Here is a 14,215-nt window from a genome sequence, read left to right on the forward strand (position 1 = left end):
GTTGCACCAGCGGCAGCGCGGCCCCGTCCGGGGCGGCGCCCCCGGGAGCTCCGCGCCGCCGGAGAACGAGCCGCTGTCCCTGGTCTTCAGCACCGAGGACGAGGCCACCGACGTCGCACCCGGGGAACCCGTCACCGTGGCCGCCGAGGGGGGCGTGCTCACCGAGGTGACGATGCTGAACCCCGACGGCGTCGAGGTGGACGGGGAACTGGCCGAGGACGGCAGCGGGTGGACGACGGCCGAGCCGCTCGGCTACGGACGGACCTACACGTTGTCGGTGGCGGGGGAGGGTGACGACGGCCAGGAGCGGTCCGAGGAGATCACCTTCACCACCGTCCAGCCCGCGCAGCAGACCTACGTCGGCTTCTCGCCCCTCCCGGGGGAGACCGTCGGCGTGGGACACCCACTGGCCTTCTACTTCTCCGAGGGGGTCCCCCTGGAGGACAAGCAGGCGGTGGAGGACTCGATCACCATCACCACCGACCCCGAAGTCGAGGGTGCCTTCTACTGGTTCGACGACACACGGGTGCACTGGCGGCCGGAGGAGTACTGGGAGCCGGGCACGAAGATCAGCATCGACGCCGACATCTACGGCAGGCACTTCGGCAACGGCGTCTACGGCAAGGAGAGCCGCACCTCCGAGCTGACGATCGGCGACTCCTTCGTCGCCCACGCCGACGGCTCCACCTACCAGCTGACGGTGGAGATCAACGGCGAGGTCGTGAAGAAGTTCCCGATGTCCCTGGGCAAGCCCGACTTCCGGTCCTGGGACGGGGTGCACGTGGTGACCGAGAAGCACGCCGACTACCTGATGGACTCCTCGACCTACGGGCTGCCGCTGGACCAGGGGGGCTACCAGACCCAGGTCAAGTGGGCGACCCGGATCGCCAACAACGGCGAGTTCGTGCACGCCGCGCCCTGGTCCGTGCCGCAGCAGGGCAAGGAGCACGTCAGCCACGGCTGCATCAACCTGTCCATGGAGAACGCGAAGTGGTTCTACGACAACGTCAAGCGGGGTGACGTCGTGCTGATCACCGACTCCGGCGGCCGGGAGCTGCCGGGGGACGGCGGCCGAGGGGGCTTCAACGACTGGCAGATCCCGTGGGAGGAGTGGCTCACCGGCGGCGTGCGCGCCGGCTGATCCGCGAGCGCGACGGGCGGAGGCGCGGCCCGGGCCATTCGGCCCGGGCCGCGCGTCGTTCCAGGCGGCGGGCGGTGGACCGAGCCGGTCCGGACCCGCCGGGCGACCCCGCTCCGCGTCACGGAGTACCCAGCCAGCTCTCGTCGTCGGTCGCGTGGGCCAGCAGCCGCCGCAGGAGTGTCCGCAGCGTGTGGATCTCGGAGGCCCGAAGGCCGCCGAGGAACTCCTCCTCCACCAGGCGGAGCCGGTCGTCGACCTGGTTCATCAGCCGTCGCGTCCCCCTGGTCAGTTCGAGCCGCCGGGTGCGGCCGGAGGAACCCGGGAGCCGGCGGAGGTAACCGGCCTGCTCGAGCGCGCCCACCATCTCGTGCAGCGACTGCCTCGTCACACCGAGCTGGCGGGCCAGGTCGGACATCGTCAGTTCCGGCTCGAGATCGAGCTGGACGAGCACGCCGAACTGCCGAATCGTGAGGTTGTGCTGGCGCAGCGCCTCGTTGGCCTGGCGGGTGGCGACGGTGAAGGCGTAGGCGAGGAGGTACGGAACGGCGGGCGCCGGCTGCTCGTCCATCGCGCCGACGATACGGGCGGCGTGACTCGACTGGCGCCGCCCGTCGCCTCCCGGTCCGGTCTCCCGTGCCTGCCGCCGTCGACCGGCGCCCCCCGGGTTCACCGCGCCGTGCCGTGGGAGGCGTTGTTCACCAGCGGGTGCGCGGAGCCCGGCCGAGGGGGCGTGACCGAGGTCGTGGTCGACGAGGACGCCGTGCGGCACGACGTCGAGCGATCGGTGACCACGCCGAGGCGGCGACCCCGTGATCCCGTCGGGGCGCCACGGCGTCTCGACCGGTCGGCCTGAGTGCACGGGTGCGGCCCGGCTCCGGGCGCCGGGGCGTCGCTGTCAGTGGGACCCCGCGCACGGTCGCGCCGCTCCAACCGGTCGGGACTTCCGGGGTCGGGTCGGCCGTCCTGCCGTGCGCGGTCGACGCGGCCGGGTGGGCCGGGATCCCTGCCCTGGGGCCGCCCGGTGGCGGAGCGCGTTCCCGTGCCGGGCTCGGCCATGCCGCGCCCGGGCCCCCTGATGCCCTGATGCCCACCGGGGACACGGGCGGTGCGCCCGCCTCGGACCGAGTCGTGCTCGGTCCCGGTCGCGGGCCGCCGAACCGGCAGTTCTCCGTTGATCGTCAGGCACCCTGACGATCAACGTGTTTTCCGTCCTAAGCTTTCCGGGCTCCGGGGCCCGGCGGATGGTCGTGGCCCCCTCTCCACCAGTGCGTACCGACCCCGCGTCGGCGAGGACGCATGCCCAAATTTGAGTATCGGAGGACCGATGATTCACGCCCGACAACTGGCCAGGACTTTCCAGGTCAAGGGCGAACGGGTCGAGGCCGTGCGCGGCATCGACCTCGACGTGGAACCGGGGGAGCTGGTCGCCTTCCTCGGCCCGAACGGGGCCGGCAAGTCGACCAGCCTGCGGATGCTCACCACGCTGCTGCCGCCCACCTCGGGCACCGCGCTCGTCGCTGGTCACGACGTGACCCACGAGGGCGCGCGCGTGCGCCAGCGGATCGGCTACATCGGGCAGGGCAGTGGTTCCGGCGAGTACATGCTGCCCCGCGACGAGCTGATGACGCAGTGCCGCGCGTACGGGCTCAGCCGCACCGAGGCCGTGCGGCGCACCGGGGAACTGATGGCGATGCTCGACCTGGAGTCACTGGCGACGAGGCCCGCGGGCACCTTGTCCGGCGGGCAGCGGCGGCGGCTCGACATCGCCCTCGGGATGGTGCACCGCCCGGCCCTGCTGTTCCTCGACGAGCCGTCCACCGGCCTGGACCCGCAGAACCGCGCCCACCTCTGGGAACACATCCTCCGGCTCCGCCGGGAATCGGGCACGACCCTGTTCCTCACGACGCACTACCTGGACGAGGCCGACGCGATGGCCGAACGGGTGATCATCGTCGACCGGGGCGCCATCGTCGCCGACGACACCGCGGAGAACCTCAAGGCCCAGCTCGCCGGCGACCTGATCACCCTCACCCTCGCCGACACCGACCACGCCGGCACCGCCGCGGCGATCGCCAGCCGGATGCCCTCGGTGTCCGAGGCCACCGTGGACGGGACCACCGTCCGGGTCCGCGCGACCTGGGGGGTCGCCGTGCTGCCCGAGTACCTGCGCGCCCTGGACACGTCCGCCGCGCCCGCGCTCACGGCCGAGGTGCGCACCCCGACCCTGGACGACGTCTTCCTGGCGCTCACCGGCCGTCGGCTGCGGGACGGCGACGCGCCGGAGGAGTGAGGTCCCCCGACCACGTCCGCCCCCACCAACCACGTCGTACCGACAGGAGTACGGACACCGTGAACCTCGTCAGCCACACCGGGATCGTCTTCGTGCGGGAGATGCGCCCGGGACTCCGGAACCCGCTCGGGCTCGTCTTCCAGATGGCCGAGCCCCTCGTCTTCCTCGTGCTCTTCGGACCGCTGCTCGCGGTCATGCCCTCCGTCGGCGACGGATCCACCTGGCAGTGGTTCGTGCCGGGCATCGTGGTCATGCTCAGCCTCTTCGGCGCCAGCGGCGCCGGGTACCTCATGCTCACCGAGGCCAGCGCCGGCACCCTGGAACGGCTCCTGGCCACCCCGTTGCGCCGGACGGCCATCCTGGCCGGGCGCACCGGGAAGGAGGTGGCGACCCTGCTGGTGCAGGCGCTGCTGATCGTCCTGGCCACGCTGCCCGTCGGCTTCGACCCGCACCCGCTCGGAGCGCTGGTCGGCCTGCTCCTGCTCGCCGTGTTCGGGGTCGGGCTCGGGTCGCTCTCGATCAGCCTCGCCTTGGCCATGCGGGACCAGCCGTCCACCTTCTACGGAATCCAGCAGGGGCTGCTCTTCCCCCTGCTCCTGCTGTCGGGTGTCCTGCTCCCCATGGACTTCGCTCCCGACTGGTTGCACACCGCGTCCCGGTTCAACCCGCTGACCTACCTGGTCGAGGCGGAGCGGGCGCTGTTCGCCGGTGACCTGGCACATCCCTCGGTGCTGTGGGCGGCGTTGACGGCGGTGGCGGTGGCCGTCGTCGGCCTGGCCGTCGGCGCGCGCACGATGCGGCGCGCCTCGTGCTGATCGCCGTCTCCGGCGATTCCCGCTGACGGCGCGGCACCGGGCCCCTCCGCGGCGCGTCCGACACGCGGAAGGCCGGGTCGACACTCCGAGGAGTACCGGCCCGGCCTTCCGTGACTGGGGAGGATGACGGGATTTGAACCCGCGACAACTGGGACCACAACCCAGTGCTCTACCTACTGAGCTACACCCTCCATGCCGTCGTGGTCTCGGCGCACCGCGCGGATGCCCTCCGACCACCGTGGTGCCGACAGCTTAGCGTGCGGCGCGAACGGACCGCGCGGTGGGGCCGGTGTCCGGGTTTCCCGAAGCCCGGAGCCGGTTTCGCCGGATCAGGCGGTACCGCCGCGGCGCGCCAGTTCGGTGCCGCCGACCCCGCCTTCCCCGCTCAGGATCTCCTGGGCGATGACCTGGAGTTCGTCCGTGGTCGGGCCGGGTTGGGGAACGAACGCGGACCGCCGGTAGTAACGCAGCTCCTTGATCGACTCCAGGACGTCGGCCAGGGCCCGGTGGGCCAACCCCTTCTCCGGCTGGGCGTAGTAGACGCGCGGGTACCACCGCCGGCAGAGTTCCTTGATGGAGGAGACGTCCACCATCCGGTAGTGCAGGTGCGCGTCCAGTTCCGGCATGTCCCTGGCGATGAAACCCCGGTCGGTGGCGATCGAGTTGCCGGCCAGCGGCGCCGTGCGCGGATCGGGCACGTACTCGCGCACGTAGTCCAGGACCAACCGCTCGGCCTCGGCGATCGTGACGGTCGACCGCCGCACCTCCTCGGTCAGCCCGGATCGGGAGTGCATGTCCCGCACTACCTCGGGCATCGACTCCAACGCGGCGTCGTCGGCGTGGATGACCACGTCGACCCCGTCGCCCAACACAGTGAGTTCCGAATCGGTGACGAGAGCGGCGATCTCGATGAGCGCGTCGGAGCGCAGGTCGAGACCGGTCATCTCGCAGTCGATCCATACCAGCCGGCCGTTCACCGTGGCGATTCTAGTTCCGCCTCCCGTCCCGTTCGCTCAGGTCGTCGGCGTGGTGCTCGACCGGCGGCCGTGGCCCCTCGGTCAGGAACGGGGTGAGCAACCCCGGGACGGCCGCCTCCGCCACCGCCAGTCCCCGCGCCACGTCGACGTCCTGGATCTCGTAGTGACCCGCGCCGGCCGCGGTCGTGGCGACGACCGTGGCCAGTCCCGCCCGCCGCTGGAACAGGGACCTGCGGACCTTCCAGCCGATGATGCCGTCCGTCCGCAACGCGAAGGTGCGCCGCACCAGCGAACCGCGTCGACCGACCAGGTACCGGTCCGCCAGCTGGTTGCCCAGGTTGCGGTAGCGGTCCACGCCCAGCAGCACCGCCAACGGCAGCGCCACCAACCCCAGGTACCCGGCCCACACCGGGACCGGGCCTTCCACCACGGCCCACGCCAGGCCCCCGAGGAGGCCCAGGGTGGGCACGACCGTTCGCACGAGCCGTCGACGGCGCGCCGCCGAGGGGTGCCGGGCCAGCCCGGTCAGGGTGGGGGCGGGACGTGTCCTGGTGACGAGTTCGGCGACGCGGTGCGCCTCGGTGACGGGAGCCGGCGGCAGCAGCAGGTCGCGGTCGCCGCTGAGCGCACCGAAGCCCGTGACGATCGCGTCCGCGCTGCCCCCCTTCGCGGAGCGCAGGAGCAGCGGTTCGACGACCTCGACCCCTCGGAGCCGTTTCTCCTCGATCGAGACCGAGCGGGTGGTGAGCAACCCCCGCCGCACCCGCAGCGTCCCGTCGTGTTCCCGGCTGAGCTCGTACTTCCAGTAGCGCACCACGTAGACGACCAGGGCGCCGCCGACCATGACGACGAGGAACGACAGCGCCGCGACGGCCACCAGCACGGGGGCCGGCAGCGCGGTCACCCACTCCTGGATGCCGGCGAGCACGGAGGAGTCGGTGATCTCGACGTTCAACCCCTCCAACGCCTGGTAGGAGGTGCCGAACAGCACACCGAACGCCGCCAGCCCGGCCAGCGTCAGCGGCGCGAAGCGCAGCCAGGACCGCCGGAGCCGGGAGAGCTGGTCGGGTGGAGGGACGGGCTCCCCGTCCTCGCGCGGGGTCGCCCCAGCCGGCGAGGTCTCCCCGACCTCGTCCCCGTCGGGAGGTGCCCCCTCGGCCGCCCCCTTCGTGGCAGCCGCCTCCCCACCGGCCCGGGCGCGCTGGAGCAGGAGGACGCGGAGCTGTTCGGCCTCGGCGGCGGTCACCGCGTTCAGGGACAGCTCGTCGGGGCTCGTGGCGCTGTGGCCGGTGCCGACGGTCACCACGACCAACCGGAACACCCGGTGCAGCAGCGGGGAGGTCAGGTCGACGGTGCGGATGCGATCCCTGGGCACCGACAGGTGTTTGCGGAAGACCCACCCCGTGTGGAGCAGGACCTGGTCCTCGGTGATCCGGTAGCGGGTGGTCAGCCAGCGGATCAGACCGTTCACCCCGAGGATCACGATCACCACACCCGCGATGCGCAGCTGCCACCCGTTGTCCCCACCGACGAACAGCGCGACGACCAGCAGCCAGAGCAGGCCCGCCGCCTCCCCGAGCGGTCGTGCCGCGATGATCCGGGGGTCCAGCCGTCGCCATTCGTCCACGTCCGGGTCGGACAGTTCGGGCGGAGGGGGCGCGTCCGGCCCGAACGGGGACTGGTCGACGTCCTCGTCCTTCGGCGGGGAGATCGCGTCCTCCTGCTGGGACGGGCCCACCCCCGCCGGGCCGAGGTGGGGGCCGGTCGGTCCCTGCGGGCTCGGCTGGTCCGGCGTGGGACCCCCGCCCGGAGCGGTGCCCTCGGGTCCGGTCACGTCGCGTCCCCCGGGACGGCCTGGGTCGTCGCCGTCAGCTCCTCGACCAGCGTCGCGGCCAGCTGGTGCTCGAGTCCCTCGATGTGCAGGGGGCCGGCGGCCGAGGCGGTGGTCACCGTGACGGTGGACAGGCCGAGCAGCTGTTGCAGCGGCCCTCGTTTCGCGTCCACGGTCTGGATGCGCGAGGCCGGCGCGACGCGCCACTCCTGCGTCAACCAGCCCGTCTGCGTGTAGACGGCGTCGGCCGCCACCTCCCAGCGGTGGACCCGGTAGCGCCAGCTGGGCATGATCGCCACGTGCAGGACCCCGACGGTGACGCAGGCCCACAACGCCCACATCGCCCCGATGGGGGCGTCGTCGGTGAACAGCAGCAGGCCGGCCTGGGGCAGGGTGACCACCAGCCAGCCGATCAGGGCCTGGAGGGACCACCAGAGGATCGCCCTGGGAGCCACGCGGTGTTCGGGCGCGCGCAGCCGGAGGTCTGCCGGTCCTCCGCCGGAGGAGGGGTCGATCGAAGTCACCCGCCTACCCTGCCTGACCGGGGTGTGCTTGTCGAAGACGGCGGGGGCCGGGCGATCCCAAGCGGGTCCTCCTCCGGTCTTCCGGTGCCGCGGCCTCCCCCCGGTGAGAGGCCGCGTTCCTCGCTCGCCTGGCGCGGGGCGGTGGTCACCACGTCCGCCCGCCGGCGCGGGAGGCGGGGCCCGGGACGCGGGTTCAGTCCCGTTCGCGGCCCCGGACGAACAGCCGGCCGCTCACGTCGACGTGCCCCAGGTCGCCGGTGAACACCAGTTCCGGGAACGGTGGTTCCCCACCGACGTCCTCCCGGTGCCGGCCGTGGCTGGCGTGGGTGCCGACGTGGATCCGCCCCTCGCGACCGGCGGGCAGCGGGTTCCCGTCCTCGTCGAGGATCGCGATGCGGATACCCCGCGGCGGCCTGCCGACCGTGCCGGGCGCGGCGGACAGGTCGGTGGGCGTCGCGATGCTGACCCAGGACACGTCCGTGGAGCCGTAGAGGTTGTAGAGGAGGGGGCCGAACTCGCGCTGGAAGTCCGCCGCCAGGTCGGCGGGCAGGGGAGCACCGGTGCTGACCACGGCCCGCAGGCTGCCGAGGTCGTGTTCGAGGCGCTCGGCGGGCGGCAGGTCGAGCAGGCCCCTGAGCAGGTCCGGCTGGACGAACATCGAGGTGCACCGGTGCTGCGCCGCCTCGCGCAGGGCCTGCCCGGGGGAGAAATCACGTCGGAGCACCAGCGTCGCCCCGAGCACCGCGCACAGGTGCAGTGCTGACAGACCACGGGTGTGGGCCAGGGGGGCCGCCATCAGCGTGCGTTCGCCCTCGCGGAGCGGGACGCGGGTGAAGACCGTGGAGGCCGGGGTGACCCGGGGCGGGTCCTGCCACGGCACGGCGCGGGCGACTCCGCCGGTACCCGAGGTGAGGACGATCGTCGTGCCCTCCGCCGCCTTGCGGCCGAGCGGGGTGGCGGGGAAGTCCGCGATCAGCTGTTCGACCGTCAGTGCCCGGGTCGGGGCGTCCACCCACGCGGTGATCCGCTGGCAGTTCCTCGGGGCTCGCACCAGGAGCGGCCGGTACTCCGCGTCGGCCACCACGGTCCGTGCGCGCTGTTCGCGGAGCAACCCGCTGACCTGGTCCGCGTTCAACCGGGGGCTGAGCAGGACGGTCCTGACCCCCAGCTTGCTGCACGCGATCAACAGTTCGACGAGCAGGCGGTGGTTCCCGCAGAGCAACGCGACCGCGTCGGTCTCCCCCAACCCCCGGTCGGCCAGGGCGTTGGCGAGCCGGGTGGTGCGCTCGCTCAGCTCGGCGAAGCTGACCGCGCCGTGTTCGTCGATCAGCGCCGCCCGGTCGGGGTGGCGGACCGCCGCCGCCGTGTAGCCGAGTGGGAGGGACGTGCCCCAGCGCCACCACGCGCCGGCGAGGCGGACCATGCGGTCGGGTCGGTCGGGGCGCAGCACACCGTTGTTGACCAGGACGCGCAGGTCGCGCCACCGCTCCACCAGGTGGTGCCCCCGCCGGGAGGCCCGTGCGTCGTGCCCGGCCGGCCAGCCCTCGGCCGCGTGGGACAGCCGCACCAGCGCCCGGGTCGCCCAGCGCCGCAGGACGGGGGCGCCGGCGCTGTCCAGGAGTCGCCGGACGGGCCCGCTGACCAGCGTCTCCACCCCGAAACGCACCTCGGTCCCGCCGCCGTGCAGCGGGCGGAGCCGGAACTCCAACCGTCGGATGTCGCCGGGTCCCTGGGAGAGCACGATGCGACGGGCGGCGTCCCGGACCTCCACCGTCAGGTGGGTGGCGGGTCGACCAGCCGTGCCACGTCGGGACAGCTGGTAGCGGTCACCGGGAGCGTGCTGTTCGTGCCCGACGGGCTGCAGCCGGGTGACCTCGGGGAGGAAGCTGGGGTAGGTCGTCGGCTCGCCGAGCCAGGACCACAGGCGGTCCGGTGACTGCGCGAACGTCCGGCGAACCTCCACCCGTGTCAACGGCGCCTCCCTCCTGTGTCGTCCCCGACCCGCCGGGCGGCCGGTCGTCGTGCGCCGCTGGTCCGGGCCGACGCCGGAGCGTTCGGAGGCGGGCGCGGCGCGGTCACCTCCCGGCAGCGGGGTACCCGCTCACTCCTCGGGGGATACCGAGGCGGCGACCACCGCGTCCCGCAGGGCGGCGCGCAACCGTCCCACCTCCAGCGGGCTCAGCACCGCGGTCTCCCCTGGGGGCGCTGTCAGCACCACCTGTCCCTGGTCGACGAAGACGACCACGTCCCGTCGCCGCCCCGCGACGTCCCGGCAGTTGACGGACCACTCGTTGCGCACTACCACTCCCCCCACTCCTCCGCCGGTGACCGGCGGTCTCCTGCACTCGGTGCTCGCGGTGGTGAGACGCCACCGCCGCCGGGGTCATGACGCCCGTCGTGGCCGCTTTCCGAGTGTTTCTCGCCCCCAGGCGAGGAGATCGACACCCACCGCGCCGGTGACGACGCTCAGATCACCCAAACTGGTGGAGCGTTCAATCACATCGGGATACTAGCCGCGATCGTGGCCAGGGGGACGCGATCGGCCCGTGACAGGGGCGAACGCCGTGCTGGCACACCCCTGACGACCGGCGCCACCATCCGCCCGGGTGATCGCGGCGCGCGGTCGGGTGGATCTGGGGGACAGACCGGCTCGACGGCCCGAGGACCGCCACCAGCCGCCGCCCGACCACCCCGCGCGCGTCCTCGGGCAGCGGTGGGGGAGCACCGCTCGCCGCTGGGGAGTCCGAGTCCGCCGATCTCGGCCGGGTCCGTGGTCGGGGTGAGCGGTGGACGGTCACCGAACGAGGGAGCAGCCCCGCGTCCGGGCGGAGCGGACGTCCGCTCAGCTCCCCGACCCCCCGGGCACCGGGTCCGCCCACGCGATCATCACGACGCGGGGCGCCACCGCGATGCCCGCGCCCCGCTCCTCCTCCCAACGCGCGCGGAGCTCCGGTCCCCAGTCGGACCGGGGCAGTTCCACGAACCCGCGCCGCCGGTACCAGGGAGCGTTCCAGGGAACATCGCGGAAGGTGGTCAGGGTGACGGCGGGTGAGCCCCGGCGGCCGGCCCGGGCCAGCACCTCGGCCAGCAGCGCCCCACCGATACCCCGGCCGCCGAAGGCGGGGTGCACCGCGAGCTGGTCCAGGTGCGTCCTGCCGTCGAGCTCGTCCATCGCGGCGAAACCGACGGGTGGCTCTCCCGCCACCAGCACCTCGCCGGCGGAGCGCAGCGCGTGTTCGGGGTCGTCCGGTGGCAGGACCAGTCCCACGTCCTCGAACAGCCGGTCCGCCGCCCTGCTGACCTCGCCGAGGACGGGGAGGTCCTCGGCGCGCGACACGCGGATCGGTGGTGGGTGCATCGTGCTCCTCTGGTCGCGGGGTTGGGACGACGGCCGAGGCCGATCCTGCCGCGCGCCCCCGGCCTCCCACAACGCGGTTCCGGCCCCGCCGCCCGAGGAACAGGGGCACGGGGAAGCGGGGGTCGACGGCACCGGGACCCGCTCATCGCCGAGCGCTGGAACGGGCTCGCGGGGAGCTGAGAGACTGGGGTGGTGCCCGACGTCACCGCCACCCTGCGCCGCGCCGCCGAACTGAGCGGTTCCGGCAAACACCGCGAGGCGGTGCGCCTGCTGTCCGACCTGGTGTCCGAGCACCCGGGGAACGCGGCGGTGCTCTGCCAGCTCGCGGGCGAGCAGCTGCACGTCGGTGCCCCGACGCAGGCACTCGCCCTGGCCCGCCGCGCGATGATCGTCCTGCCCGGCCACTACTCCCCGCACCTGCTGGCGGCGCTGGCCCACACCGACCTCGGGGAACACGACGACGCGGTCGCCGCCGCCCGCACGGCGGTGGCGGAGGCACCACGGGTCTGGCAGTGCCACTCCGGACTGGCCGAGGCGCTGACGGCCCAGGGCGGGGAGGGCGCCCTGCGGGACGCCGAGGACAGCGCGGCGCGTGCCGTCGAACTCGCTCCGGAGGAGGGCCGGCCGTACGAGGTGTTGGGCGACGCCGCCCTGCTGCGCCACGACTGGGGCCGCGCCGAGTGGGCCTACCGGACGGCGTTGCGGCTCCGCCCGAAGTCGGCGGTGGCGGAACGGGGCCTGCGCGTGGTCCGCAAGGAGCGCGACGCCCGGGCCAGGGCGGAGCCGCGGTCGGCGCGCGGCGGTGGGCCCGTCGCTCGCCGCTGGCGGAGGAACGGCGGGTCGGGCGAGCCCGAGGTGGGCGGGACAGGGACGCCGGACGAGGGCCGGGACGAGGAACGGATCGAACGGGACACCCGCCGGCAGGAGCTCGGCCGGGGTGTCGAGGCGGTCCTGTGGCCGCTGTTCCGGAAGATGTGGCTCGTCCAGGCCGGCGGGGCGCTCCTCCTGCTGCTGACCTCGATGCCCGACTCGACGCGCATCCATGGACTCGCCGGGCTGCTGGTGGCGATCGCCGTCGTCCTCCTGCCCGCCCACGGACTGCGCCGCGTGCCCCCAGCCCGCCGAGGCGAGGTGATCGGCGCGTTGCGGGGGAGGGCGCTCCTCCTGGTCTGCGGTGCGGTGCTCGGTGCGGGGACGGTGCTCCTGGCCGGGTGGTCCCTGCTGGTTCTCGTCTCGCCGGGAACCGTGCAACCGCTGTCGATCGTCGTCCTCGTCTCGGCGGCCGCCGGCCTGCTCGGCCTCGCGCGGAACGCGGCTCGGCGCTGAGCCCCGCCCGGTCAACCCTGGTCCAGGGGTGGGTGGGGCGAACCGGGTGCGTCAGGCGCACGTCCCGCCAGGCCTCGACGTCCTCGGGGCGCGGGAACACCGGTCCTGTCCGCCTGGTGCCTCGTCGCGCCGAGGAGGCCCGCGCGTCTGCCGGAGCAGTCGGCCCCCGCCGGTCCCCAGCGGCGAGGTGGTCGCCGCCGGGTGGGTGGGGGCAGGGGTTCCGCTGGCGGCTGAGGGGCCCGAGGTCGGCCCGCCCGGACTGGGGCGGGTGGCGCTGGTCCCGCCGCGGTGGGCCGGTCCGGTCGGATCACCCGCGTCACCCGGGCAGGGCCGGACGAGGAACGGGCCCGGCGTGTGCCGGGCCCGTTCGCGTGGGGGGCAGCCGGAACGGCCGCTGGTCCGGTGGTGTCAGTTGCCCGGCACGACCAGGCCGTTCGGCCAGTCGTACACGTACTGGGTCTGCGGGTTGAACTCGTCGAAGGTGACGCGCTTCGCGGTGTTCGTCCTCGGGTCGTCGAGTTCGACGACGTCGAGGCCCCGCTGCATCCCGTTGGAGTAGATGTAGCCGTTGTAGTAGTAGGCGGACCACGAGCCGCCGCCCTGGAGCCGGTCCGGGTTCAACGGTCCCCGGTCGAAGTAGGCGATCTCCCTCGGCCGGGCGGAGTTGGTGAAGTCGAAGACGGAGATGCCGCCCTGGTACCAGGCCTGCACCATGAAGTCGCCGTGCTTCGTCGGGATCAGCGACCCGTTGTGGGCGACGCAGTTCTCGGTGTCCTCCTGGTGGCGGGGGATCTTGTAGTAGCTGCGGAACTCGAGCTTGGGCTCGCCGCCCCGGTCGACCACGTCGTAGATGCCGTTCGCTCCGCGCGTCGGTCCGACCTCCTCGTTGCAGGTCGCCGCGCCGCCTCCGCCGAGCTCGTCGGTGAAGACCACCTTCGTGCCGGCGTTGTTGAAGGTGGCGGAGTGCCAGAAGGCGAAGTTCACGTCGTCGCGGACCCGTTCGATGACGACCGGGTTCACCGGGTCGGCGATGTCGATGAGGATGCCGTCACCCATGCAGGCGCCGGCCGCGAGATCCCTGGCCGGGAACACGGTGATGTCGTGGCACCCGGTGGTCCTCCGCTGACCGGCGGGCGGGCCGGGGTTGCCGGTGTCCCCGGGGAAGAGCACCGGCTCGGCGATCAGCGCCGTGGCCGCCGGGTCGTCCAACGGCACCTCGACGATGGAGATCTTGTTGTGCGGCGGCTGGCACTGGGGGAAGTTCGCCGACGGCGCGTACGAGGAGATGTACAGGTAGGCGACCTCACCGCCCTTGTCCGGTACGAGGGTGTGGGTGTGGGAGCCGCAGTCGGTGCGGACGTCGGCGACGTAGCGGGGGCTGGTCACGTCGCTGATGTCGAAGACCCTGATCCCCTCCCACCCGTTCGGGTCGGCTGCGGTCGTCGACTCGGAGTCGCAGGTGTTGTTGGTGCGCGGGTAGTCCACCGACAGGAAGAGCAGGTCCCCGTGCACGGTGATGTCACCCTGCCCGCCGGGGCACCACACCTGGGAGACGATCTGGGGGTCCTCGGGGTCGGCGATGTCGTAGACGACGAAACCGTTGTAGTTGCCGAAGAACGCGTAGTCGTCCCGGAAACCGATGTCGCTGCCGACGCTGTCGGTGTTGTCGAACGGCGCCTGCTTGGGCAGGTGGGCGACGTGGCGGATGTTGTCGCTGTGGAAGACCTCCTCGTCCACCGACTGCGGGAGGACGCCCTCGGTGGCGAACGGGTCCGCCTCGAGCGGGTCCGCGGACTGCGCGTACGCCGGGACGGCCAGCGTCGCGGCGGCCGCGAGACCGGCGGCCGCGACCAGAGCCGCCCGGGCTCTGCGCGCACGGGAATGGAAAGCCTGCCTCACAATGATCTCCCCTCGGGAATGCGCCCCCCCGGTGGCACGTCGAACCACCTAGCA

At 73.0% G+C, this 14,215-nt stretch carries 13 protein-coding genes and 1 tRNA gene; 5 read left to right on the forward strand and 9 right to left on the reverse strand.

What is annotated here, in order from left to right:
• Position 1 precedes the first annotated feature (1 nt).
• Positions 2-1,141 (forward strand): L,D-transpeptidase, encoded by a 1,140-nt coding sequence (locus G443_RS20545; RefSeq protein ID WP_253860257.1) that lies wholly within the window; start codon positions 2-4, stop codon positions 1,139-1,141.
• A gap of 118 nt (positions 1,142-1,259) precedes the next feature.
• Here G443_RS20545 and G443_RS20550 read toward each other — a convergent pair whose 3' ends face one another.
• The gene (locus G443_RS20550) at positions 1,260-1,709 is read right to left on the reverse strand and encodes a MarR family winged helix-turn-helix transcriptional regulator (protein WP_026419073.1); all 450 of its coding nucleotides are present in this window, start codon (positions 1,707-1,709) and stop codon (positions 1,260-1,262) included.
• Between the two features lie 21 nt (positions 1,710-1,730).
• Here G443_RS20550 and G443_RS20555 point away from each other — a divergent pair, with 21 nt between their 5' ends.
• The 3 genes from G443_RS20555 to G443_RS20565 all read left to right on the forward strand — a co-directional run bounded on the left by G443_RS20555 (position 1,731) and on the right by G443_RS20565 (position 4,246).
• The gene (locus G443_RS20555; protein ID WP_035292196.1) at positions 1,731-1,994 is read left to right on the forward strand and encodes a hypothetical protein; all 264 of its coding nucleotides are present in this window, start codon (positions 1,731-1,733) and stop codon (positions 1,992-1,994) included.
• 471 nt (positions 1,995-2,465) lie between these two features.
• Complete coding sequence (locus G443_RS20560; RefSeq protein WP_026419072.1) at positions 2,466-3,431, forward strand: ATP-binding cassette domain-containing protein; 966 nt, start codon at positions 2,466-2,468, stop codon at positions 3,429-3,431.
• Between the two features lie 59 nt (positions 3,432-3,490).
• Entirely contained in the window at positions 3,491-4,246 is a 756-nt protein-coding gene (locus G443_RS20565) for an ABC transporter permease (RefSeq protein ID WP_026419071.1), read from the forward strand.
• A 115-nt stretch (positions 4,247-4,361) separates the two neighbouring features.
• On the opposite strand, the gene G443_RS20570 is transcribed toward G443_RS20565, so the two are convergent.
• The 7 genes from G443_RS20570 to G443_RS20600 form a co-directional block, all read right to left on the reverse strand.
• Positions 4,362-4,437: transfer RNA gene (locus tag G443_RS20570), tRNA-His, on the reverse strand.
• Positions 4,438-4,575: 138 nt separating this feature from the next.
• Positions 4,576-5,223: an oligoribonuclease gene (orn, locus tag G443_RS20575; RefSeq protein WP_026419070.1), complete on the reverse strand. Its 648-nt coding sequence runs from the start codon at positions 5,221-5,223 to the stop codon at positions 4,576-4,578.
• A 10-nt stretch (positions 5,224-5,233) separates the two neighbouring features.
• Positions 5,234-7,057: a PH domain-containing protein gene (locus tag G443_RS20580; RefSeq protein WP_245588823.1), complete on the reverse strand. Its 1,824-nt coding sequence runs from the start codon at positions 7,055-7,057 to the stop codon at positions 5,234-5,236.
• Positions 7,054-7,578 carry a PH domain-containing protein gene (locus G443_RS20585; protein WP_030105197.1) on the reverse strand — a complete coding sequence of 175 codons (525 nt, stop codon included), beginning with the start codon at positions 7,576-7,578 and terminating at the stop codon, positions 7,054-7,056. The genes G443_RS20580 and G443_RS20585 overlap by 4 nt, the downstream gene beginning before the upstream one ends.
• A 193-nt stretch (positions 7,579-7,771) precedes the next feature.
• Positions 7,772-9,541 (reverse strand): AMP-binding protein, encoded by a 1,770-nt coding sequence (locus G443_RS20590; RefSeq protein WP_051314007.1) that lies wholly within the window; start codon positions 9,539-9,541, stop codon positions 7,772-7,774.
• 138 nt (positions 9,542-9,679) lie between these two features.
• A complete protein-coding gene (locus G443_RS20595) occupies positions 9,680-9,883 on the reverse strand; it encodes a hypothetical protein (RefSeq protein ID WP_030105195.1) in 204 nt (67 codons plus the stop codon).
• A 537-nt stretch (positions 9,884-10,420) separates the two neighbouring features.
• Positions 10,421-10,936, reverse strand: a complete 516-nt coding sequence (locus G443_RS20600) for a GNAT family N-acetyltransferase (RefSeq protein ID WP_035292193.1) — start codon at positions 10,934-10,936, stop codon at positions 10,421-10,423.
• Between the two features lie 192 nt (positions 10,937-11,128).
• Here G443_RS20600 and G443_RS20605 point away from each other — a divergent pair, with 192 nt between their 5' ends.
• Entirely contained in the window at positions 11,129-12,262 is a 1,134-nt protein-coding gene (locus G443_RS20605) for a tetratricopeptide repeat protein (protein WP_155886148.1), read from the forward strand.
• A gap of 408 nt (positions 12,263-12,670) precedes the next feature.
• On the opposite strand, the gene G443_RS20610 is transcribed toward G443_RS20605, so the two are convergent.
• On the reverse strand, positions 12,671-14,164 hold the full coding sequence (locus tag G443_RS20610) for an LVIVD repeat-containing protein (RefSeq protein ID WP_372493021.1): 1,494 nt from the start codon (positions 14,162-14,164) through the stop codon (positions 12,671-12,673).
• Between the last annotated feature and the right edge of the window lie 51 nt (positions 14,165-14,215).

Origin of the sequence: Actinoalloteichus caeruleus DSM 43889 (assembly GCF_000429185.2) — a bacterium.
Lineage (GTDB): Bacteria > Actinomycetota > Actinomycetes > Mycobacteriales > Pseudonocardiaceae > Actinoalloteichus_B > Actinoalloteichus_B caeruleus.